This window comes from Moorena sp. (assembly GCF_982860115.1).
Map to the genome: position 1 here is coordinate 1 of NZ_CEYLVT010000016.1, position 22385 is coordinate 22385.

Here is a 22385-nt window from a genome sequence, read left to right on the forward strand (position 1 = left end):
GCCACTGCCGCCACTGCCACCACTGCTACCACCACCGCCACTGCTACCGCCACCACCACCGCCATTATGGCCCCATTCGTACATATCGATCACATCGTCGATCCGGTCTTCACTTAGCCAGGAGCCTGCTGCTTCGTTCTTAGTGGCGATATACCAGTCGATGGATGAGGCATTCACGCTAGGATTATTCAGATAGTTACCGATTTTGTCAGCTAAGGTATTCTTGGCGTTGTTGAGCAAGTTATTGAAATTTAAGGTCATATTGGAGTCACTAGGGCGTCCATCTGAGCCAAACACAACGGAGTTAAGGTCCCAGCCAATCACATCAAAGGCTCGTAAATCCATTGCTGAGATATCGGATCTCTCTCCCCAACCTAGGGCTGGCTTCATAACGCCCAAATCATTGCCCAGACCGTCCCAGTGGCTGGCTTGATAGCCATCACCTCCGAATCCTAAATTGGTATCCTTACCTTCGGAAAAGTATGCCAGTGCTGTATCACCCCCATCAATGGAAAAGAAGGCGTTGACACCATAGGCTAAGTCAATCTTGTTCTGATTTGCGCTCCAGTTAGTAAAGCGGTACATATCCAAGGAGGTAGTACGCATCAGACGGTCAATGTTCATCTGATAACTAGCGTCATTATCCGCGAGTATGGTCGAATCGACACCACTGACATAGCCCAAGATATGACCAATTTCATGGATGCCCACACTCAGAAAGTCTATGGCGTTTGATGGGGTTGAAGCGTTACGTAGGTAATCATAGCTCCAATTGAAGTCCCTATTCATGACGATATAGCCATCCAGCAGGGAGTTATTGCTGTGGTAATTGATGGCTTTGGCATTGGCACTGGTCAGAGCAATGTTTTTGTTGTACCATCCTTGTCCGCTTTCAAACACCGAATGATAGCGAGTATAGCCATCCTGATAATGATGGGCTTGCAGACTATCATAAGCCGTATAATCATCTACCGATGTTCTATCGTTATAGAGCTTATTCCGATAGGTGCCGTAGTTTTTATACTTTTCCAGACCAGGGAGTGCCCCACCCAGGATGTTTGAGGGCAAGGCGTCGGTCATCTCAACGTGAATTTTGACGGTGACATCATCGGTTAAATAGTAAGACCAAATCTCACCAGCCATTTGAAACCCCAGCATTTGTTCGAGGGACGTTCCTGGTTGATAGCTGAAGTCGAAGTCTATGGCTTGAGCTGGGGCGTTACCACCAATTACTGCTGCAGATGCTAGGGACAAGGACTTGATTAACTGGCGATTCTTCATAAAATCTTACCTCGTAGAAATTACTGACGAAATTACGGACATGGATACTGTCAGTATGAAAAGGTAATGTATGCAATCATGTTTGTGATCTGAGGCTGGTGTATAGAATCGCGTTTGTTATTGGAGCCTGATGTATGCAATTGTGTATATTTATTTATGGTTGTTTATGATCACTGAATGAGTCGTTTAGGATCACTGAATGAGTCGTTTAAGATCACAAGAAACCTGTGTTACAGATCACTAGTTTGAAATTCGTAAATCTACGGTAAATCTACTGATGAGCTCTCCATGCTTGATCTGGCAAAACTGGCAGGACAAATCCCTGGTATTAGTCAGCACCTGAGACTAGAAGCGGTGGCGTCTCGCCAACGCCTAGAACGGGCTGAACAATTACTGGCAAAGGCTAAAACACAACAAGAGAGTTTGGTCAAGTCTCATCAAGAATGGCGCGATCGCATGATCTTCACGGCGGCAACACCGGTAGAATCTCTGGATACTTGTGTTGATATCAGTATTCCCCCAGAAAGCCATAGTGTTTTCGCTACCGATGGGTCTCAAATTTCCCCGTCTCACCACGAAATCCTCTACTGTTATGTGATTAATGTGGGTCGGGTAATGTTGCACTATGGACAAAGTCTGTATCCTCTGTTGGATAGTATGCCGGAAGTATTCTACCGACCGGAAGACTTATATATTTCTCGTCAGTGGGGGATTCGCACGGAGGAGTGGATGGGACATCGGCGCACCATTTCCGAGGTATCGATGTTAGCAGAAATGGCTTGCCGTTGGGTGAATCCACCAGCTCCCCACAGGGATACTCCCAATTTAGCGATAGTAGATGGTTCCCTAATTTACTGGTTTCTTGATGGGATGCCAGGGGAAGCACGCGATCGCATCTTGCCTCCGATTCTAACAGCTTGGGAGCAGTTGCGTGCTGTTAATGTACCCCTGATCGGCTACCTGAGTGCTTCTCGTAGTGTAGAAATGGTTAATTTCCTGAGATTACCAGCTTGTCCCTATGAAACACCAAAATGTATCACCCAATGTGGTAATGTCACTGACAAGTTGCCCTGTCAGGTGATAGACCCCTTGCGGGATACGACTCTCTGGGCAAGTTTATTGCAACCAGGACAGCGTAGCCCTTTATTTCAGAGTTCGGCACGGATTCTGGAATTATACGACCATCACCGGATCTATTTCTGTTATGTCCATGTGGGTACAGAAATTGCTCGGATCGAGATGCCAGAATGGGTAGCCCAGAATTCCGCATTGCTCAATCAAGCCTTGAGTTTAATGCTGGGGCAGGTCTATAAAGGCTATGGTTATCCCATTGCTGTGTCTGAAGCTCATAATCAGGCCGTGATCAAGGCCGGTGACCGGAATCGCTTCTTTGCTTTGCTTGAACAACAAATGATTCGGGCAGGTGTCAAGAATGTGGGAATATCCTATAAGGAAGCTCGTAAACGGGGTAGTATTAGTTGATTTGTACCTTACCCAATAATTAAAAACCGGTATAGTGTCATGGCAAATGTATTAAGAATTCTGTTTAAGCAAGATAGCTATCTCAAGCAAGAGCCGATTCAATCGTCGCAATTGCCTGATAATAAACGTCAGATGATACCAGCAGGTACTATATTAGTACTTCGCTATTATGGTCAGGAATCTGGCAATCACCTTAAACTGGGTTTAAAAGATATTGCGTTTAAGGGGTTCAGTGGTGATTGGTATGCCTTTGAGGACCATGTAGCAATTATGATGGAGAGTATTCAACCGGTAGAGACTGTTAGTAATGTAGTCTCTAAACAAGAAGATCAGACTGTTTTCAACATTCCTATTTATCAGAATACCTTAGTCAATCAACCCGTTTTACTTAACCTTTTCTTTAATCAAGATACGGTAATTAAGCGAGCTCCTGTTCAATCTAATATGTTGAATGAAGCATCAAAGCAGGAAATTCCAGCAGGCACTGATTTGGTGATTGTGACAGAGCAATCTAATGCTGATAATACGGTTAAGTTTACTATGGAGGAGAATCACGTAAAATTTACCCTGAAAGATCTGGAATTCAAGGGCTTTAGTGAAGATTGGTATGCCTTTGGTGGACATGTTGGTATTCAAGGGATGGGGTAATTACTGTTAAAAATCCGCATCATTATTCAGCGTCTCAATCAACAAATCCATCTGTTGCTGTCGCTGATCGAGGAAATCTTCACATTGATGGAGATATTCGACAGCAGCAGAGAACTGATCAAACACGTCTGCTAATTCTAGTTCTCCCGTTTCTATTTGCCTAATAATAGTTTCCACTTTAGCCACCGTCGCTTCATAGTTCCAGGTTTCTCCAGAAGGGATTTTACTTAAGTTTGAATCAGTTAGGTTTGAATCAGTTTTAGTTTCCATAGATAGCAATTTTTTTTGATTTTAGGGAATCGGGAATTGGGAATCGGGAATTGGGAATCGGGAATCGGGAATCGGGAATCGGGAATCGGGAATCGGGAATCGGGAGAAGAGGCAATAGGCAATAGGCAAGAGGCAATAGACAATAGGCAATAGGCAATAGGCAAAAGTCAAGAGTTCATAAACTATAGCACTACTCCCTACTCCCGACTCCCGACTCCCGATTCCCGACTCCCTACTCCCTATTCCCTTGCAGTTAAAATCCACAAAGCTGATCCCTTTGAGCATCACGGTTATGATGCCAATAATCGTACAACCAACTACAACCGCGCTCTAGCAAATAATCCACATCCAAATTCCACAAAATCATTGTTTTGTCTTTACTAGCAGACGCTAGCCACTTGCCATCGGGACTGAAACTGACTCCAAATACCGAATCGTTGTGTCCCTTAAAGGTATTAATTAAATGTCCATCCCGACTCCAAAGATTAACTGTTGTATCACCACTAGCAGATGCGATTAAGGTTCCATCGGGACTAAAACTAACCCAATTCACGGCACCATTATGGCCTTTCAATGTATTGAGCAACTTGCCATCACGATTCCAGAGTTTTACCGTGCCATCACTACTAGCAGAGGCAATCATCTCGCCATCGGGACTGAAACTGACCCAATTAACACCATCATTATGCTCTTTCAAGGTATTGAGCAACTTGCCATCACGATTCCAGAGTTTTACCGTTCCATCATTACTAGCAGAGGCAATCTGCTTGCCGTCTGGGCTAAAACTGACTCCCCAAACTTTATCCTGATGCCCCTCTAAGGTCTTGACTAAGGTGCCATCTAAAAGCCAAAGTTTAACGGTTTCGTCAGCACTAGCAGAAGCAATTAACTTACTATCGGGACTAAAACTAACTCCCCAAACCTGATCCTGGTGTCCTTCTAGAGTATGAAGCAAGGAGCCATCTAAATTCCAGAGTTTCACCGTTTTATCTTCACTAGCGCTAGCCATAATCGTGCTATCAGGGCTGAAACTAATTTCAGTCAACCCTTCACCATGAGCCGAGAAGGCTTTTCTGCTACGATCCTTACGGTTCAACAGTTGAATGGTATTGTCTGCACTAGCAGTAGCAATCATTTCACCATCAGGGCTGAAACTTACACTCCTGACAGCTTGATTATGGCGGATCGGTGCCAGTATCCCCCCGTCACTGGCCCAGAGTCTAATAGTTTTGTCTACACTAGCCGATGCAATGGTCTTGTTGTCCGGACTAAAACTGACATCTACCACCATTTCGCTATGTCCAGCTAAGGTTTCGATTAATTCCCCATCACTGTTCCAGAGTTTGATGGTGTGATCAGCACTAGCCGTAGCTAGCCTCTTACCATCGGAGCTAAAACTGACATCGAGAACCCAATTACGATGACCTTCCAGGGTATCGATTAATTCGCCATTAGTTTGCCAGAGTTTGACAGTGTTGTCTGTACTGGTAGAGGCGATAGTTTTACCATCAGGACTAAAACGGACACTCACCACTGGTTTTGTATGAGCTTGCCAGGTTTTCAGCAGTGTTCCGTCCCTGCGCCAAAGTTTGATAGTTTTGTCCTTACTGGCGGAAGCAATTAACTGACCATTGGGAGAAATACTAACCCCCAACACTGAATCACTGTGACCGGTTAGAGTCTGGAGTAAAACACCATCTTTACGCCATAGTTTGACGGTTTTATCCTCACTAGCCGATGCGATCATTTCGCTATCAGCGCTAAACCTAACACAATGGACTGTTTTGGTATGCCCATCTGGCCCATCTAAGGTCATTACCAGGGATCCATCCTTACGCCACAGCTTCACAGTTTTGTCTTCACTACCACTAGCGATGATCTGACCATCTTGACTAAAACTGACACTGTGGATTCCAGCCCGATGACCTCGGAAACTTTTGAGCAAGGTACCGTTTTTGCGCCAAAGTTTGATAGTCTTGTCTCGACTCCCAGAGGCAATCAGCTTACCATCTGGGCTAAAACTGACACTACTGACCCAATCCCGATGTCCCTTTAAACGGTTACGTTCTCTGACCCCATAAACTGCCTGCTGTAGAGCAGTGACTACCCGTGTCTGGGTTTCTGGATTAACCCCAAGGGATTGCTGCAATTCCTGGGCTGCCTCTAAACTTAGGATGAGGGCATCAAAGGTTCTGTTGGCATCAACTAGAGCTTTTGAAGAGTAGCTCAGGTCACTCAAATGGTTGTTGGTTTTACTGATAGCGTAGCGAACCCCAAGTATACCGGTAATCACCATCAGACTAAAAAGTGCCATTCCTGCCAAACGTGCTTCTCGCAATCGTTGTCTGAGAATTCGATTCAGCTTTTCTTCGGTTTTTCTTTGTTTTTTAGTTATTTTGGTCAGTTGGTTTTGGAGTTCTTGTTCTTTAACCAGTTGCTCAATTTTATCCTGGCTCTGTTTGTCTTTCTGGCGGAGATTTTCTAATTCTGCTTGCAGTTTCGATTGCTTTTTCTGGCGGATAACGTCTACCAGGTAATCGTGAACCAGTTGATAGCGGTTGATCGTAACTTCTGGTAATATAAATACTAATCCTGATTTCTCAAAAATTTCTAATATTAAATCTAAGGTATAGTCTTCTAAGGATGATTCTATGGCTAGCTCCGAGCGATTCTTAAGGGGTCGATTTTTATTGTCATCAATGAGTAACGACAACACTAGCCAAGCTGCTGTTTCATTCTCAGGACCGCAATCTTTAATAACTTTTTCTAAAAACCGCTCCACCAGTTTGGCTTTGGGACCATGGTACTGGTACTGAGCTAAGGTAGTAATATTTTCAGCTTGGAGTTGAGCTCCTACTACTTGCAACTCAATGGGACGAACTTCTCCAATTTCAGCTCCTAATTCTCTGACTAATTCATCAATTAAAGCTGGCTCTAAATAAAAATTAGCCCGATGGGTTAAGCTTTGAATAACTGAATAAGCATCTTCTAAGGCAAAATTGACTAATGGATAACGAATCTTTTTATCTAAGATATTACTTTCTATAACTTCCCAAGTATAATGTTCTAGTTCTAGTAATTTATGTAAGGCGTTATCTCGGATAGAAAAAATGAGTTTTAAATAGGGTAAATTAAGACAATTTACTAAAAAACTATAAAACAGTTTTCGTTGGGATTGATGGGAATAAACGGAGAAAAACTCTTCAAACTGATCAAAAATTAAAACCGTTAACAAGTTATTGTCGGCGTTGTATTGTAATTGCTCCAGGACAGAATCAATTAGGGCGTTACCATTACCGTTACCATTAGAGTTTAGAAATTTTTCCCTGAGCAAGGGGTCTTCATTTCCATTTCCTGATAGTTGATCGGCCAAGTGTTTATGGAGTTCCCCCACCCAATCGGTGTAAACTTGCACCACAATCGGTAACCCAATGCGATCGCCAAGGGGTCTATTTTTGAGTGCTGGCACTAATCCGGCATGGACAATGGAACTTTTTCCAACCCCTGACTGACCATGAATCACTGTCAGTTTGTGGTCGGCACGGGTAATCCGTTCCATTAAGCGGTTTACATCTCGCTGACGTCCGGAAGCTGCCATTTCCTGGGGAATAAGGTCTTGTGGCTGTACCCCATGCCAGCTGGGATTGTTGGCTCCTCGTGGTGGCTGTAGACGACTAGCACCAATGAAGGCACGGAAGCCATACAGCTGCTCCACTGCCCGTTGTTCTTGTTTAATCCGAAATGCTTCTAGGTATTGCCCTTGTTCAAAGTAAAGGCTACGTAATCGTTCCAACAGGTGCAGGTAACGCTGAGGCTCATAGCGATAATTGCTGGATTCTATGGCATCTGCCAGTTTATCACTCGCTTTTTCCAGCTGCTTGACCGCTTCTGCTAAATTTCCCTGCTTTCCTTGGGATTTTACCAAAAATAATCGATAGAGCTGGGCTAATAGCAATGGATGCAAGCCTTGGTCATGGGGCTGATCATCAGCAGCAACAACCAAAATTAATAGAGCTTTCTCGGCTAATTGACCAGCATCGTTCCATCGGGATTGCTCAAGGGCTACTTCTGCCAGAAAACCGTAATCTTGGGCTAGTTGCACCTGAGTCCCATAGGTTTCATGAAGGGACAGAGCCTGTTGAGAGGTGGTTTGTAAGAATGACCACGCTTGTAGATGCTGCAGCAGTTCAGCTAGCTTACTAATAAAAATAGCCACCAGATCGTGACGCCCCGCTTGGGTGAAAATTCCCATACATCGATGCAGATACGGCCAAGCTTCTTCCCAATAGCGCTGTTTATGAGCTTGATTTTGGTCAGCCTGGCGACAGTAACACAAACCGAGATAAAACAATAATAACCCCTGCCGTTCTAAGTTATCCGTTTGCTGCCAAACTCTTAAGCTTTTACGAAACCGCTTCTTGGCTAGATTTATGCGATCGCGTTTATAGTCATCTAGACCCAAAACAAAGTCTAGACTGGCGTCTAATTCCTTATCTAAGGTAATGCCACGACTATGTAAATCTTTTAGGGCAAAATCCAGTTCAAATCGACGTTGGTTTTGGAGTGCTGAGTTCCTGGAATAGGTAATAGAAATATCGGGGTTGGGAGGTTGGAGGTTGGGAGGTTGGAGGTTGGGAGGTTGTTCGCGTAGCGTGGCCTTTTGGCCAAGGTTGGTTGAATGTTGGTTGGGATTTGGGATGTTTTGCGTGGTTGAGGGGGAAGGCTCTCCAGAGTTCAATAGACAGGCAAATACCATTTGAGCCTTTTGTCCGAGAAAATTGACTAACTCTGTGGTTGTCAGTTCAAACTTGAGGGGAGTGGCTGCCCAACTGGCAAAATCTGGTGCCAAGCGCATCAGTTTTTGCAGTACCTGGTCATTAACCCACAATATTAGAGGAAAGGTTAGGCGTTTACGAAACTCATCCCGGACTTGATTAGTAGAGGTAAGTAATTCCTCAATAGCAACTACTGACTCTAAACCAACAATCAGCAATGCGGAATGAGGGGGTGAGGAGGTAAGAGGCTCAGGGGATGAAGGGTCAATGGGGCTAGAACTCTGCCTGTTCTCGCATCTGTCTATCCCCTTGTCCTGTCCACGCCCCAATTCCCTGTGTTCGTAGTTTTGGATGGTGGTATAAAGGGTGGTAGCCGATGGCGGTATGATAAACTCCGTAATCGGGTATTGCGGCTGACACAGTGCTTTGAGGCGTTGCAGCATCTGTTGTTGCAAACCCTGGTAGTTACATCGCACGATCACAAGAGAAAATTCCCCTTGTGAAAATGCGATCGCTCTAGAGAGAGCCTTTAATGTACTATCGTTGTATTGGGCAGCGTCTGCTGGTGATTTTGTTTCAACCATGACTTAAACTGCGGTGCCTCTTCTAATGCTGGATTTATACCAAACCAATTTCCATCGCGATCGCGGTATTCAAAGACAAACATACTGCGCAATAGAGTTTGGTATTCCGTATCACCCCTGACTTTTTGCTGTTGCACCACCTGAAACAGCAATTCCCACTCCTCATCAGTAATTGATGAGATCAGATAATCCCGACGTTCGAGAATCACATTTTCTAAACACTCACTGGGAATCGGTGGGTTTTCTTGCCTGAGACAATCAAACAACAATCCTAGCAAGTTGCGCACATGACCACCACTAATTCGGCACAGGCGGTTTAAAGTATCTATATTATCAAATACCTCCGGGAGCAAAGCAAATCGTTCCTCAGTAGTTTGATTGGGGAAAGCTCTAACCAGCACCATTTCTCGTAGCAAGGCCATGCCATCGGGAAACTCTTTACCTGTGCGCAGTTTGACTGGCACCATCGGTAAGATTTTAGGAGTGAGTCCACCACCTAAGCGATTCTTCAGGGTTTCGCACTCATTGGAGAAAGTTAACGCCAAGGGAATTGTATACACAATATGGCAATTGAGTCGGCGTAACTGTTCACCCCGGTCAATGAATAAGTATTCTGGTTGCGATCGCCCAGAGGGTAAAGGGCGAATATCCACCCGATCCAGATTATCCACAATCACCACTAGTCCCGCCTTGCCCTTTTTCTTAAGGGTAGTGGTAGCAGGTCTTAGTAGTTCTTCATTAATCGAGTCTAAGATTCCACTAGTGCGAGGTTCGAGGTATTCCCGTAATCGACGCCGCAATTTAGGACTTTCCTTAGTTTTAGCCGTTATTTTGCCAATGCCTACCGACAATTCTGCTTCAGCACCTAATTCAATCGGTGTTCGCAAAAAATCGGTAATTTCTGTAAAAAGATTGACAAAATAGCTTGGTTTTATATTAATTTTAATTTTCTCCAGACTTTCACTGACTTGACCAGCTATACTCAGCAAAATATCGCTTAGATCAACATCAGCCATGTCTAAATCTTGAGACGACTCAAAATAAACCACATGAAATTTCTGTTGCTCTAACTCAGCTTTTAGTCTAAGTAATTCTGTGGATTTACCACAGCCAATATGCCCTGTAAACAGCTGACAAGTCGGCTCATCTGGAGAAATTAGGGTGATGGTTCGCTTGAGGGACTCAATAATTTTATTTCCTCTGACTGGGGAAAAATCAATATAGTATTTTATATCATTGACATCTCCCATGCTCAGGGGCTTGCTGGGATTACAAGCTTTGTAGAATCTTGGCAGATCTAGTACCATTATAGCGTAATTTTCCTTCCTGATTTAGTCGCAGGACAATGCTAATTCCTACGTTTTTGTAGCACCTAACTTACCTTTTAAAAAAGCGTTTTGCTAACCAATAAAGATGCCTCCCTAAATTCTGTACATATGTCTAGCCACTCGCATTTTTGTTCTTGGTCTTTTGCTTCATCCCGGCTGGCCAAGGATAACGAAGGTGGGTTTTGACTATTGAGTTTACCCTGAAAATTTCGACCTGTTGGTGTATAATTGTTAACTTTACCATAATTTAGGATTTGGGTATCCGTGAGACTCTGACCTAAGTTCAGTAGCATCGGCAAGGTTAAACTAACACTTAATAATTGGCTGATCATCTCATATCTCTCCTATGCTTTCCATCGAACCAATCGTGTAAGGTAATGATTAACTCTTCTACAGCTGTGGGTTGGAATCAGGAAGTCCCAAGGGATGAATAATGGATGTCAGCTGTGAAGCATTTAACTCTATGACGGGTGATTTCTCAAAAGTGATTCCTGAACTGATGCTCTAGGATCGAAACCAGACGTGTCTTAAGCAGGAGGTGCTGTTTTGACCGAATTCTCGCCTGAGTCTGACTCTGTTAACTCTCTAGATCTTGACCAGGATTTAGATAGCGCAATTTCAGGTTTTGAGGAAATCCAGGCAGAACTGAACTACAAACAGGCACAAGACTCGCTCAGGGATCTGGTAGCTAATCTTGACTTATCCCGTAGAGAAAAAGCTGGTTTAGATGCTCAAATCCAAGACTTGGGCAATCTGCTTGAGAAGCTGGAAAATACCTGTATCCAAATTGCTGCCTTTGGCATGGTGGGACGAGGGAAATCCTCTGTACTCAATGCCTTAGTCGGTCAACCTGTATTTGAAACTGGTGCCCTACATGGGGTGACCCAGAATGCTCAAACTGCCCATTGGCAGCCCGATAATCCAAGCCCTAGTCAAACCTCTAGTCAAGAAACCCATAAAGAAACCCATAAAGAAACCCATAACCAACAGGATATTCTACAGGTTGCCCTACCCAGTATTGGTAATTCCCAAATTCAGCTAATTGATACCCCAGGGATTGATGAAGTAGATGGGGAAACTCGGGAAGCCTTAGCCCTAGAGGTAGCTAAACAGGCAGATTTACTGCTGTTTATTATTGCTGGTGATATGACTAAGGTAGAGTACCAAGCTCTATCTCAGTTAAGAGCTAGTGGTAAACCGATGTTACTGGTGTTCAACAAGATTGACCAATATCCTGATGCTGATCGCATCGCAATTTACAGCAAAATTCGGGATGAACGGGTCAAGCAGTTGCTTTCACCAGCAGAAATTGTGATGGTTGCTGCTTCACCTTTGGTATCTGTAGCAGTGCGATCGCCTAATGGCAGCATTCAGGTCAAGCGCCGCCGAGGGAAACCCCAGATTGAAGATTTGAAACTAAAAATTCTGGAGATTTTACATCGGGAAGGTAAATCCCTTGTTGCTCTTAACACCATGCTTTACGCCGATGAGTTGAATGAAAACTTAGTCAACCGAAAAATGAAGATTCGGGATGACAGTGCTAATCAAATTATCTGGAAAGCAGTGATAACTAAAGCATTTGTGATTGCTCTCAATCCAGTTACTGTTGTGGATATCCTGACCGCTACTGTAGTTGATGTGGTAATGATTCTTACGTTATCCCGTCTCTATGGTATTGCTATGACTGAGCAGGGAGCTATTCAATTATTACAAAAAATCGCTATGAGTATGGGCGGTATTGGTGCTAGTGAACTCTTGGCTAATTTGGGATTGAGTAGCTTAAAAAGTATTTTAGGAATTTCTGCCCCTGTCACCGGTGGGGTTTCCCTAGCGCCATATATGTCCGTTGCCATCACCCAAGCTAGTGTTGCTGGAGTATCTGGCTATGGTATTGGACAAATTACCAAAACCTATTTAGCTAATGGCGCATCCTGGGGAGAAGATGGACCAAAAGCTGTTGTTAGACGAATTCTCTCTTCTTTAGACGAAACCTCAATTCTCCATCGTATTAAAGGAGAATTGAGGGCAAGATTATCAAAAGTTGAAGGTTGAAGGTTTAAGGTTAAAAGTTGTTCGCTTGTGTCAGAATGCAGAATTTAGAATGCAGAATTAAGAATTCTAAATTATAAATTCTTAATTCTTAATTCTAAATTCTTAATTCTTAATTCAAAAAGGGCGAACAACCTTGGCTAAAAGGCCACGGGTGCGCGTTCAACTTCGACTTACTTTTTCAAAGAATCTAGCCATTCTCTAACTTGCTCACCAGCAACATCGCGACCTCCGAGACCGAAGGCTAATGCGATCGCAACAGCGATTGCACCTAAGAGTAAACCAAAGGCTAAGTTCACAATATCAGGGGCAATGCCCATTTGTTGTAGACCTAGAGCTAAAGAAAAAGCAATAATCGCAATCCTAGCTACTTGTGCCAGGATATTGGATTGGCGAGCGCCAGAGCCAGTAATCAAGTTGAAGGCAAAATTAGCTAGGAACAGACCGATAGCAAGGACTACTAACCCGGACAGCACCCGAGCACCGATGAAACCAACCCCAGCCACAATGTCAGTTAAGGCGGGAATCTGTAATACATCAGTTGCTGCCACAATACCAGCGATCATGATACCGATCAGTAAAAGCAGTCCTGCTAGTTCAGAAGGAGTGCGACTGGTAAGTGGGTTCTGTGGTGTTTCTGATGCTGCTGTTTGATCAGTGGTGCTGCTGGAAAAACCTAGCCAGCTGAATAGATTGTTGAAGCCAACGTCTGTCAGGACGTTGGTGACCAGATCACTAACAAATTGTCCAATTACGTAGAAAACTGCCAGAATACCAGCCGCAGCAAAAAGTTTGGGGATGGTATTAGTAACCTGGCTTAACATTGCGATCGAAGGGCCAGATATGGCCTGGATCTGCAAGGCATTAAGGGCAGCGGTAGCAACGGGAATCAAAATCAGGACATAGACAATCGTACCGATAATCCCGGCTAGGGAGCGGCCACCAGAGGTACTCAGTCCAAACCGCTCCCCGATCTGATTCGCACCTGCTGCTGTCAAGAAACTTGTGACAAGACGTTGCACAAGTTGAGCAATAAACCAACCAATAGCACCAATTGCTATGGCTGCGCCAATATTGGGTACAATCCCCCAAATCTCACCCAGCATACTTAGTACTGGATCGAGAGTGCCCTGTAAGCCTAAGGTTTCTAATACCGATGGCAGAAACAGTAGGAATATTAAGTAGTACAGGGCATTGCCAATGGTTTGAGCCAGAGAGAACTGACTAGTGCCACCATCCCCGACTTGCTCACCCAAGCGCTGATCGATATTCAATGCATTGAGCGTCCGGACTACTATCATCTTGACGATAGTTCCTAGTAACCAGGCAACGCCCAAGAGAATCCCCGCACCAAAGACACTGGGGAGGAAGCCAAGGATGGTGTCTAGAAAACTATTCAGGGGTCCGGAAACCGTATCTAGCTTGAGGGTTTCTAGAACCGCCACTACCGTGAAAACGATGATAATCCAGAAAACCGCGCCAGATAACCATTCCTCAACTGCAGGTGGGCTTCCTGTCTGACCGCCAGTAGCCCACTGAGCAATGTTGTTGTCAATATTGGTGCGATTCAGTACTGCTTTGGTAATACCAGCAGCAATCTTAGCAAGGATAAGACCAATGACTAAGATTGCGATCGCTTTAACCACATTCAGTAAGGTGGTTCCCCCATCTGCCAAAACTTGGTCTAATGCGGGAACTCCTGTCTGGGCTAAAACCAGGTGTGCCGATGGCTGCACACCCACTCCTACAATTTGGAAGATACCTTCCCAAGTTCCATTCATAGTCTTTGTTCTTACTTAAATTGTCCAATGTCACAGGCAACCCTAAGTTTTTTAACTTCCTTAAGTTCCTTGTGACTACTGTGGTCTGGTGAGGAGCACGGTATTATCGTCTCAACTAGATAAGTTTGGCAGCGGGGAAGCTGTACGTCTGGTGACCCGATCAGGAACCGTGACGCGGCGCTATAGGCTGCCGTCCCAAAAAGAGCTGGACAACAAGAGGTGCAGTTGTTGTGCTTTCCAGTTCAAACCGGAATCGCCGATTCTGCACAAGGTTAAGGTTTGCCTGGCCAACGTTGTTGGTCGGTACTTTCCGAACCGCACTGTTTTACCCCTGGTCTAAGTGTTTAACGACTCGGTTCTAGAGCTTGGAGCGGGCATTCTACCCCAAGGTAGGAACTTTAACACTTGCCAACAACGTAGACCCAATACCAGAAGGGCAACCCCTTCGGTCAAGGTCTTAGGCTGGTCAGCTCCCTGAAGGGAGGCTATCTAAGCCTGGTCTCTTCACAGGAGAGTGCTGACTGAAAATAACCTTGAGCAGAAGGTACGACGAGAACATTTAAAAGTAAAGGTTGAGATGTTCATGGAGAACGTTTTACTCCTCAAATTTTCCACAGATGTGGCTTAATCTTGCCTAACTGACAAATCTTGACCCAGGAGTGCTGATAGAATTTACCCATAGTTGCCGACGCAGTCAACTAGTTAGCTTAGGGGGTCTTACTCCCTAAATTAGGCTGGGTAACTTGATGGAGTGTTGAATCGGCATTTCCCCCGATGTGACGTCGGACACTCGGGAGCTGAAAGATTTTTTGGTAGTTTTGTCAGTCACTCAAGACGTAACCCTTATATTTAGAGCCAATTGATGTACAAAAATCAAGTCTTGATTAATTTTTCCTCCTCACAACTCTAGTGGTCTGGTAGTGTGGCTAGCTGCCACGGTAATCAAGATAGTCCAATAATGTCGAAATTTTACATGCAAAACGCCCAATTTTTTGAACAATCCATTAAAATTAATGCGAGCGCCACCATTGTCGAGCGCTGTATCACTGACCAGAGCTTAATGCATCGCTGGCTCAACCCGATTTTGCGTTGTGAATCAGTGGGGCAGTGGAGTACTGATGTCGGGAGTCGCTCGCGGTTCATTATAAACATTCCCTGGTTGCAGCCCACTCTCAAGAGTGTGGTTATCGACCGCAAGCCAGGGTTAGTAGTTTGGCAGTTCCAGGGTTTTTTCAAAGGACGAGACCGCTGGGAGTGTCAGCCAGCTGAACAAGGCACCCGTTTGGTCAACCGTTTTGAATTTGAAATTCCCAACCCCATCGTTAGCTGGGGGTTCAACAGCTTTGCTGCCCAATGGACTCAGAATGATATGAAAGCCCAACTCAGACGCCTTAAGTTAGTAGCAGAGGAGATTTACCGACGTGAGTGTAGTGATTAGGGATTAGGGATGAAGGTTGGCACGTATCAGTGTTCCATCTACATAATGAACCTGCCAATAATGCTTTCCATCTTGATCTGCTTTGGTTTGGAGATATCTATTTGAATATTGTGTTGAATATTGTGTTGGCAGTCAATCCTTGCTGTCTACCTGGAGATGTCTTAGGAGCAACTCACAGACATCGGTAGCATCAATTGCTCTAGTTTTGGTCAGGTGTGTCTGCTGTGTGATGAACAGTGGACCTTCGGCGGCTGAGATAGTCATGGAACCGTGAGAACCCCGGACGAGTGTAGCATCCAGTGGAATCACCTCCATCAGGTAGCGAAACCCCAGTTGTTTTTTCAGTAGGGTCAAACCGATCTTCAGCTGAGGGAATTCCAGTTGTGGGTCAAGGAAAAGATCTACAGGATCGTAACCGGGTTTACGGTGGATATCCACAGTTCTGGCAAAGTCCGGGGCTAGAGAGTCCTCAAGCCAGTAGTAGTAGGTAAACCAGGTATCAGGTTGGGCGATCGCCACTAACTCCCCCGATCTAGGATGATCTAGATGATAGGCTTGTTTCCCTGCTTCATCCAATACCTGGGCAACTCCTTCGGTTGTTTCCAAAAGGGTACGAACTTGGGATGTACAATCTGGATCGTTGATATATATGTGAGCAATCTGGTGATCGGCTACAGCAAAAGCCTTACTTGCTCCGGCATCAAGCAGTTCTCGACCAAGTTCGGAGCGTACCGTAATTAAGCCGTTTTGTCGCAGTATCTGGTTGATGTGAATGGGTTTAGATACTGGGGTGATGCCGTATTCAGAGAGAACTATAATCTGGGCATTGCGGGTTTGGTAATATTCAATTAGATCGCCACAGACTGCATCAATTTGTTGCAAATCTTCTCCAACCAGTTTCTCCTCAGGACCCCATCGCTGAAAACAATAATCTAGATGGGGTAAATAAATCAGTGTCAGTGTCGGACTGTAACGTTGCTCGATCCATTTCGCCGACTGAGCAATCCACTCACTTGAGGCAATTGATGTATTAGGACCCCAAAAATTAAATAAGGGGAATTGACCTAATTCTGACTGAAGCTGGGGACGCAAAGCAATAGGTTTGGTATAAATATCCGGAAATTTCCGGCCATCAGCCGGGTACATGGGGCGAGGAGTTACAGCATAGTCCACCGACGAGTACATATTGTACCACCAGAAGAGGTTAGCTATGGTGAAGGAAGAATCTAGCGATCGCGCCATTTCCCACAGTTTAGGTGCCCGAACCAATTTGTTAGACTGTCGCCAGAATTTTACCTCGCATTCGTCTCGGAAATACCAGCCATTGCCAACAATTCCGTGCTCTTTAGGATATTTGCCCGTGAGATAGGTTGCTTGAGCAGTACAGGTAACCGCAGGTAAGACAGGCTTAATGGAAACCATTTTTCCAGCAGCAGCCCATTGTGATAGATAGGGAGTGTATTTCCCTAGCCAACGGGGTGTTAATCCTACTACATTGATAACAACCGTTTTACGCATAATTGATTATCATTAGCTGTTAAATCTGCCGGGATCGCGTTTATGAAGAAATACTTAACTATTATAGGTTGCTTGCTGCTGTTTTTTGTGTTTATGTTTTTGATTGTTGAGCAACTAAATTTACCGATTTTAACCGATCCAAGCTACTTAATGGAAACCAAGAGTATTAGCACTGCATTTGCAGGTCTTGCTTTACTCACATTAGATATATTTCTGCCAGTTCCTTCTAGTTTAATCATGATAGCCAACGGGGCACTATTTGGTATTGTTTTCGGTTCTCTGTTGTCTCTTGTTGGTAACTTAAGCGCTGCCCTGATCGGATTTTTTATTGGCAGAAGGGGGGGGTCATTACTAGATCAATTTATATCCCGATCGCAGCGATCGCAAGCTAATCGACTTCTGGAAAAATGGGGCTTATTAGCAATTATTGTCACACGTCCACTACCTCTACTAGCTGAGACAACTGTTATTATGGCTGGCACATCAGCAATAAGCTGGCAAAGGATGGCTTTAGCGTCGTTAGCGGGAGCTTTACCAGCTTCTCTACTCTATGCAATTACTGGGGCAACGGCTGCTAGTTTTAACAATAGCTTACTGACATTTGGATTAGTCTTGTTGATTGCCGGAGGATTCTGGCTGGTAGGTAAGATCGAATCAGTTTGATTACCTACCGCCAAAATTTGCTTAGTGAATTGGTACTCTAGGGTTGCGCGTCACGGGATACGAGATCGCACCAACGATCTAGTATCCGCCGCTTGCCCGCTGACAGGTCGCGGGTGACGGACATATAGAGGGTACTCTCGAACATATCATCAGCAGTTACTGCCTTGATTTGCATCCAAGCCCCCTCCACTAAGGTGCGATTGTCCATGGGAATAACCTCAGACATGTAGGGATAAATTAGGTTGTAGACGCGGAAAATGTTGTCGTACATGAACTCCCAGGTGAGTTCTTCATTAGGCTTGTCATCCAATTTGTTGTCAAAGGGCATAGCCCGAATTGTAATATAATTGTCATACTCGGTGTTTAGTTCTTCTGGAGGTTTCGGAGCTGTTTCACCAGAACCGAAAGGGAAAAGCCCAATATTGCAGCAACCTGGATTGATGGACTTGAGGTCAAGGCTTACTATGCCGTCAGCATCAACTTCCACAATCTTACCGGTGCAGATGTTTACGCGCCCCGACGTTATCTGCTCCTTTACCGTTGCCGATTGCTTGTTAGAAATGGCAGAGTTCGGTATTTTTCCTGCCCTGAACAAGATTGAGTTAACTGTGCTACCTCCACTGGTTAATCCAGGAGAGACGCTGCTAACAGCGTTATCAGCAGGCATTAGTCTCAAATTATTGTAATATTGGGCGAGAAGCAATTTTGTTCCAACAGGAGCCGGTTTTCCCTTATATTGAACTTGGATGAGGCAAGATTTAGTTTCATCCTCTTCGATATAAACTCCTCGGTCATCACTGAGGGCAGTGTAGGGCTTTTCCTCAAGTGCTCTGACACATTGCACTCCTTGATCTACTGACAGTGCTAGACGACCGTTCTCGATCTTCTCAACCAGGCTGTGATCATTGAGGTCAATGTCAATAATGCCTGCCCGACTCTCATAGGCTTGTTTATAATAGTCTTTGTAGTCAAGGGTAGCGATGTCAGTGACGGTTTCATCGTTGATAACTTGAACTTTTACAGGCCCAAAGTCTGCTTTATTAGCAGCTCGGTCGATTCCAGGGAATGTATCCAGAAAGTCAAAGCTCAAGGTCTGGCGATTGGAATCAAGTTCGGCGATCGCAGGTTTTAAGGAAATGGACTGAGTGAGATTTGGGGGTTTGATTGGCTGAGTTGCCACTAAGTAGCGGCCAGCGGGTGCAGTAGCTGGTTCACCTTGGTTCCAGATCCCAATAGAACCAGTCACGAGACTGTAAGCCGGATTAGCAACAAACTTACCCTGTAAATACAACTCGCTCAGTTCCTGGTTATCGATTGGTCGATAGGGATATTTGTTACGGATGGTATTTTGAAAGTAAAGGGTTCGATAGGTGCAGAAACGAATCATCAACCCCTTAGCGTTAGGCTGTTGCATCCCTTCCACTAGGGCTGCTAGCAGGGCGGAACTTTCTTGATTTTTGATAGTCAACTTGTCGAAGGGAATCGCTGTTTGCCAAACAACACTTAATCTACCGGCAGTCGGCAAGTCATCCTCAGCCGCCAAAGAGCTCTTTCCAATCCAGTAAGAATACATCCGCTGGTATCGTGGACCTGTAATTCCTGTCTCATCGTCTCCGATGGCTAAACTGTTAAAGAAGATCTGCGATGACCAGCTAGAGTAGGGATCGACATCAACTAGGCGGCAGGGTGGTAGGGTTGTTTGGGCATTGAAAGTATTGCCGAGAATTTGGACACCTTTACCAATAATGGGGTCTTCTGCCGTGACATCACGACCGTCAGGCAGAGTACCGCCAACTATTTTAGTTTTCCTGGCTAAGGTATCGTCATAGTTAACGAAGTTGCAGGCGTGGTCGCCGAAATAATTCCAATCACTAGGAAGTTTACCATTTTGATAAGTCATCATGTATCGCTTGTAGTTATCATAGGTAACCCCTTCTGGCAATGGCGTTGCTACGTTATTGGAAGATTCGTTATAGTTTTTATCACTATTGTTAGCTGTATCTGGATTCCAGAATATTTCTCCTGTGAAGTAGAGGCGAGGCAGAGATAGTATGCTCATTATTTTAGTCCTCTTAACTTATTACTTATTACTTCCGCGCATCAGCACTAGTTGAGTGTCTAACGCTGGCGCTTGGCTAGTCGCATTGACCAAATAAAATCCATGGGGATGAATTCCTTTTGTTGAATCTGGTCTAATGTCTCTTGAGGAAGGTCGCCGATGTAGTAGCCTAAGTTTCCCCCTGTTGTATCAACAAAAGACAGGCGAAGAGGTCCTGTATCTTTAGACGAAATGCTAGCAAAGGCATGACAAGTAATACAGGACGAATCGTGCTGAAAATCAGATTCGATTTGGGAATTTGCCAGTAGCGTCGGTTGGTTGAAATCAATTTGGGTACCGACTAATTGGTAATTGGCATATTTGGTTCCCTTCTCTTGCAATAGAGGTCGGATCTGCTCGTTGACTGCTTGCGCCGCTGCTGGAATTCCCAACTCAATAATGGAAGTGGTATATTTAGCGTTATTGACATTTTCAAAGGTTGTCCAGGCCCATTGTGGCAATGCTTTGCTGGTAATGTGCATACCTGTAAGAGCAGCGCGGCTTACTTGATAGACGGGTTTACCTTGATCATCGAGCACTGGCTGCCCGTTATTGTCGATTTCTTGATAATAAGCATTACTTGTTATGTAGGTATTGTTGATATCTTCGTAGTTAGGATTAGTTTCGTCTAGCCACAACCACGAGGTTTTTATTTCCTTCGCATTCCAATTAAATTTGATACAATCCCAGGCTGAAGTATCACTCTTTTCTTTACAAGATTTTGCGACTGTTTCCTGGCCGTTAATATTGTAAAGTCCTGTTTTGTAGGGATTGTGACCAAAGATATAGTCGAAGGTGCTTTCGTTCATCGCTAATTCATAGCGAATCGGTTTACCTTGATCGTCTTCGTTAGACTTGAAGACTAGACCAGATACCTGTTGGATTAAACCGATATTTTGAAAGGGTTCATCAAGAGGTAATTCCATCTCTTCTGCCTTTTCCAGTACCTCTGGGGGGACTTGCTTCTCGGTTCCCCAAGGTTGAGGTTGAGCGCCTTGTGGTAAGTAGACTTCGCTGGTTGTTTTCCAATCTTCCCAGACCACTGCACCGGGGTCGCCAATTTCTTTTGTAGGATCGGGTAACCAAGGTTCATCTTGCTTTCCTGGCCAGTTCAAGGCGATGAACAGATCCCAGGCGTAGCAATCTGTCTGATTTTTCGCAAATTCTTCAGATAGTTCTTGGCTAGCCAGAATCTCCGAAATATTCTCAATATTTAGTCCTTGACAAGCTGACTCTATTTCAGAATCGGCACTGCTGGCTGTTGAGGCATAGCTATAGGTATAGCTACTCAGGAGAAAACAGAAGCCGACAATCGTCACGAATAGGAATCTCCCTAGCAGCGAGGGCGATTTTGATTTATTCATTAGTTTTTCAATCCTATTTAGCTTGAAAATTTTTAATCAACAACTTAGATACTGCTCGTAAAGAGCATTTGGGATTTATTTGGGGTTCGTTTTTGTGTTAGGAGCGGAATATGTTAGCGCGTCCCAGCTAGCAGCTTGCGAACTATTGCTTGAACTTGTTTCAGGACAGTCGTCCTGAAACAAGCAGCACAATGGAGGATTGGGCGGTAACATCTTGGCCACTTCACTCCAAATCTCTGAACTCGGCTGTTCCATCCGGAAATTGGTATAGTTCTGACTTACAATGGGAGCGTCAGGTGGAGTCCCCGGATATCCGGAAAAATAAAAGGACTGTGGGTGGCGATAGGGTTTAGCAGTGGAGTCAAAGCTGTTCGGGGTCGGATTCTTATTAAAGGCATACCCAAACAGAATTTCTTGTTCATCGAAGCGTTCGGAGTACGCTTGCAAAGAGTTATGGACATGAGCGCTATCCGTTGGGTTATAGGGTAAATGCTTGATGAAATCCGTGCGTGGAGGATGGTTTTCAGGGGAGAACAGGCAGATACTGGGATTCTCTTTCAAGTCTTTGTTGTCGTAACGCAGAAAATAAGCTTTGTTGCCGAGGGACACAAATGAACAGGTGTATTTGTTGTCCTGCGGGAAGATAGGCAAACACCGCTTTTCATAATACTCCTTCATCGCACCCTCCCCGTCTCCATCGTCAGGAATGTAGGTGGAATCGTAGTATGTTATACCATAGGAAACCTCATAATCACTAGGAGTCAAACCCTCTGGTGGCGAGTCGTAGGGAGGGGGGAACTCTTCGTAATTTTGAAATACCCGATACATTGTCCAGTCGCTAATCCACCACTTTGGATATTGTGGATCGCTGGGATCGCTTGGAGCTCGTGATGGTGTACAATCAATACCTGGTTCGTCACAGCAATAGTCGTTATGTACGCCATTGGAGAAGTATAGGTGTCGGCTGACGTTCCCGGCAATAGCGTTACCCATGCCTAGAAAGATCGTAGAAAATAAAAGGCAAGCCAAAAAAGAAAGTATCAATCGCTTTCCCACACTTAGCATCCCACTTGAATCCTTCATAACAGCCTCTTTACTAATTACTA

General features: G+C 44.7%; 16 protein-coding genes. 5 read left to right on the plus strand and 11 right to left on the minus strand.

Annotated elements, in window-relative coordinates:
- Positions 1 to 1281 (minus strand): NF038122 family metalloprotease (locus tag AC4II3_RS04865; RefSeq protein ID WP_488015867.1); only part of this gene is annotated, 1281 nt, incomplete at its 3' end.
- A 288-nt stretch (positions 1282 to 1569) separates the two neighbouring features.
- On the opposite strand from AC4II3_RS04865, the gene AC4II3_RS04870 reads away from it, so the two are divergent.
- Both AC4II3_RS04870 and AC4II3_RS04875 read left to right on the plus strand, forming a co-directional pair.
- Positions 1570 to 2763 carry a DNA double-strand break repair nuclease NurA gene (locus tag AC4II3_RS04870; protein ID WP_488015865.1) on the plus strand — a complete coding sequence of 398 codons (1194 nt, stop codon included), beginning with the start codon at positions 1570 to 1572 and terminating at the stop codon, positions 2761 to 2763.
- A gap of 39 nt (positions 2764 to 2802) precedes the next feature.
- The gene (locus tag AC4II3_RS04875) at positions 2803 to 3411 is read left to right on the plus strand and encodes a hypothetical protein (protein ID WP_488015863.1); all 609 of its coding nucleotides are present in this window, start codon (positions 2803 to 2805) and stop codon (positions 3409 to 3411) included.
- A gap of 6 nt (positions 3412 to 3417) precedes the next feature.
- Here the strand turns inward: AC4II3_RS04875 and xseB are convergent, their stop codons facing one another.
- From xseB to AC4II3_RS04900, 5 genes are all read right to left on the minus strand, one after another.
- Entirely contained in the window at positions 3418 to 3681 is a 264-nt protein-coding gene (gene xseB, locus AC4II3_RS04880) for an exodeoxyribonuclease VII small subunit (protein WP_488015861.1), read from the minus strand.
- A gap of 21 nt (positions 3682 to 3702) precedes the next feature.
- Positions 3703 to 3966: a hypothetical protein gene (locus AC4II3_RS04885; RefSeq protein ID WP_488015859.1), complete on the minus strand. Its 264-nt coding sequence runs from the start codon at positions 3964 to 3966 to the stop codon at positions 3703 to 3705.
- Positions 3935 to 9040, minus strand: coding sequence for a WD40 domain-containing protein (locus tag AC4II3_RS04890; RefSeq protein WP_488029227.1), 5106 nt, complete (start codon positions 9038 to 9040; stop codon positions 3935 to 3937). The genes AC4II3_RS04885 and AC4II3_RS04890 overlap by 32 nt, the downstream gene beginning before the upstream one ends.
- The gene (locus tag AC4II3_RS04895) at positions 8986 to 10347 is read right to left on the minus strand and encodes a P-loop NTPase fold protein (protein ID WP_488007959.1); all 1362 of its coding nucleotides are present in this window, start codon (positions 10345 to 10347) and stop codon (positions 8986 to 8988) included. The genes AC4II3_RS04890 and AC4II3_RS04895 overlap by 55 nt, the downstream gene beginning before the upstream one ends.
- 77 nt (positions 10348 to 10424) lie before the next feature.
- Entirely contained in the window at positions 10425 to 10700 is a 276-nt protein-coding gene (locus tag AC4II3_RS04900; protein ID WP_488007961.1) for a hypothetical protein, read from the minus strand.
- A gap of 214 nt (positions 10701 to 10914) precedes the next feature.
- Here AC4II3_RS04900 and AC4II3_RS04905 point away from each other — a divergent pair, with 214 nt between their 5' ends.
- On the plus strand, positions 10915 to 12420 hold the full coding sequence (locus AC4II3_RS04905) for a GTP-binding protein (protein ID WP_488007963.1): 1506 nt from the start codon (positions 10915 to 10917) through the stop codon (positions 12418 to 12420).
- 170 nt (positions 12421 to 12590) lie between these two features.
- On the opposite strand, the gene AC4II3_RS04910 is transcribed toward AC4II3_RS04905, so the two are convergent.
- A complete protein-coding gene (locus tag AC4II3_RS04910; RefSeq protein WP_488007965.1) occupies positions 12591 to 14198 on the minus strand; it encodes a mechanosensitive ion channel in 1608 nt (535 codons plus the stop codon).
- 973 nt (positions 14199 to 15171) lie between these two features.
- Here AC4II3_RS04910 and AC4II3_RS04915 point away from each other — a divergent pair.
- A complete protein-coding gene (locus AC4II3_RS04915; protein WP_488007999.1) occupies positions 15172 to 15636 on the plus strand; it encodes an SRPBCC family protein in 465 nt (154 codons plus the stop codon).
- Between the two features lie 132 nt (positions 15637 to 15768).
- On the opposite strand, the gene AC4II3_RS04920 is transcribed toward AC4II3_RS04915, so the two are convergent.
- The gene (locus tag AC4II3_RS04920) at positions 15769 to 17154 is read right to left on the minus strand and encodes an alkaline phosphatase family protein (RefSeq protein WP_488007967.1); all 1386 of its coding nucleotides are present in this window, start codon (positions 17152 to 17154) and stop codon (positions 15769 to 15771) included.
- A 42-nt stretch (positions 17155 to 17196) separates the two neighbouring features.
- Here AC4II3_RS04920 and AC4II3_RS04925 point away from each other — a divergent pair, with 42 nt between their 5' ends.
- Positions 17197 to 17817: a TVP38/TMEM64 family protein gene (locus AC4II3_RS04925; RefSeq protein WP_488007969.1), complete on the plus strand. Its 621-nt coding sequence runs from the start codon at positions 17197 to 17199 to the stop codon at positions 17815 to 17817.
- 37 nt (positions 17818 to 17854) lie between these two features.
- Here the strand turns inward: AC4II3_RS04925 and AC4II3_RS04930 are convergent, their stop codons facing one another.
- The 3 genes from AC4II3_RS04930 to AC4II3_RS04940 form a co-directional block, all read right to left on the minus strand.
- Complete coding sequence (locus tag AC4II3_RS04930; RefSeq protein WP_488007971.1) at positions 17855 to 19876, minus strand: hypothetical protein; 2022 nt, start codon at positions 19874 to 19876, stop codon at positions 17855 to 17857.
- 59 nt (positions 19877 to 19935) lie between these two features.
- Complete coding sequence (locus AC4II3_RS04935; RefSeq protein WP_488007973.1) at positions 19936 to 21279, minus strand: hypothetical protein; 1344 nt, start codon at positions 21277 to 21279, stop codon at positions 19936 to 19938.
- 75 nt (positions 21280 to 21354) lie between these two features.
- A complete protein-coding gene (locus AC4II3_RS04940) occupies positions 21355 to 22362 on the minus strand; it encodes a hypothetical protein (protein ID WP_488007975.1) in 1008 nt (335 codons plus the stop codon).
- Positions 22363 to 22385: the final 23 nt, after the last annotated feature.

Bases quoted from the DNA above. Each gene is read 5' to 3' on its own strand.
- AC4II3_RS04925 (WP_488007969.1), top strand. From the start codon at position 17,197: ATGAAGAAATACTTAACTATTATAGGTTGCTTGCTGCTGTTTTTTGTG.
- AC4II3_RS04900 (WP_488007961.1), bottom strand. From the start codon at position 10,700: ATGATCAGCCAATTATTAAGTGTTAGTTTAACCTTGCCGATGCTACTG.
- AC4II3_RS04910 (WP_488007965.1), bottom strand. From the start codon at position 14,198: ATGAATGGAACTTGGGAAGGTATCTTCCAAATTGTAGGAGTGGGTGTG.
- xseB (WP_488015861.1), bottom strand. From the start codon at position 3,681: ATGGAAACTAAAACTGATTCAAACCTAACTGATTCAAACTTAAGTAAA.
- AC4II3_RS04915 (WP_488007999.1), top strand. From the start codon at position 15,172: ATGCAAAACGCCCAATTTTTTGAACAATCCATTAAAATTAATGCGAGC.
- AC4II3_RS04890 (WP_488029227.1), bottom strand. From the start codon at position 9,040: ATGGTTGAAACAAAATCACCAGCAGACGCTGCCCAATACAACGATAGT.
- AC4II3_RS04885 (WP_488015859.1), bottom strand. From the start codon at position 3,966: ATGCTCAAAGGGATCAGCTTTGTGGATTTTAACTGCAAGGGAATAGGG.
- AC4II3_RS04935 (WP_488007973.1), bottom strand. From the start codon at position 21,279: ATGAATAAATCAAAATCGCCCTCGCTGCTAGGGAGATTCCTATTCGTG.
- AC4II3_RS04895 (WP_488007959.1), bottom strand. From the start codon at position 10,347: ATGGTACTAGATCTGCCAAGATTCTACAAAGCTTGTAATCCCAGCAAG.
- AC4II3_RS04920 (WP_488007967.1), bottom strand. From the start codon at position 17,154: ATGCGTAAAACGGTTGTTATCAATGTAGTAGGATTAACACCCCGTTGG.
- AC4II3_RS04870 (WP_488015865.1), top strand. From the start codon at position 1,570: ATGCTTGATCTGGCAAAACTGGCAGGACAAATCCCTGGTATTAGTCAG.
- AC4II3_RS04930 (WP_488007971.1), bottom strand. From the start codon at position 19,876: ATGAGCATACTATCTCTGCCTCGCCTCTACTTCACAGGAGAAATATTC.
- AC4II3_RS04875 (WP_488015863.1), top strand. From the start codon at position 2,803: ATGGCAAATGTATTAAGAATTCTGTTTAAGCAAGATAGCTATCTCAAG.
- AC4II3_RS04940 (WP_488007975.1), bottom strand. From the start codon at position 22,362: ATGAAGGATTCAAGTGGGATGCTAAGTGTGGGAAAGCGATTGATACTT.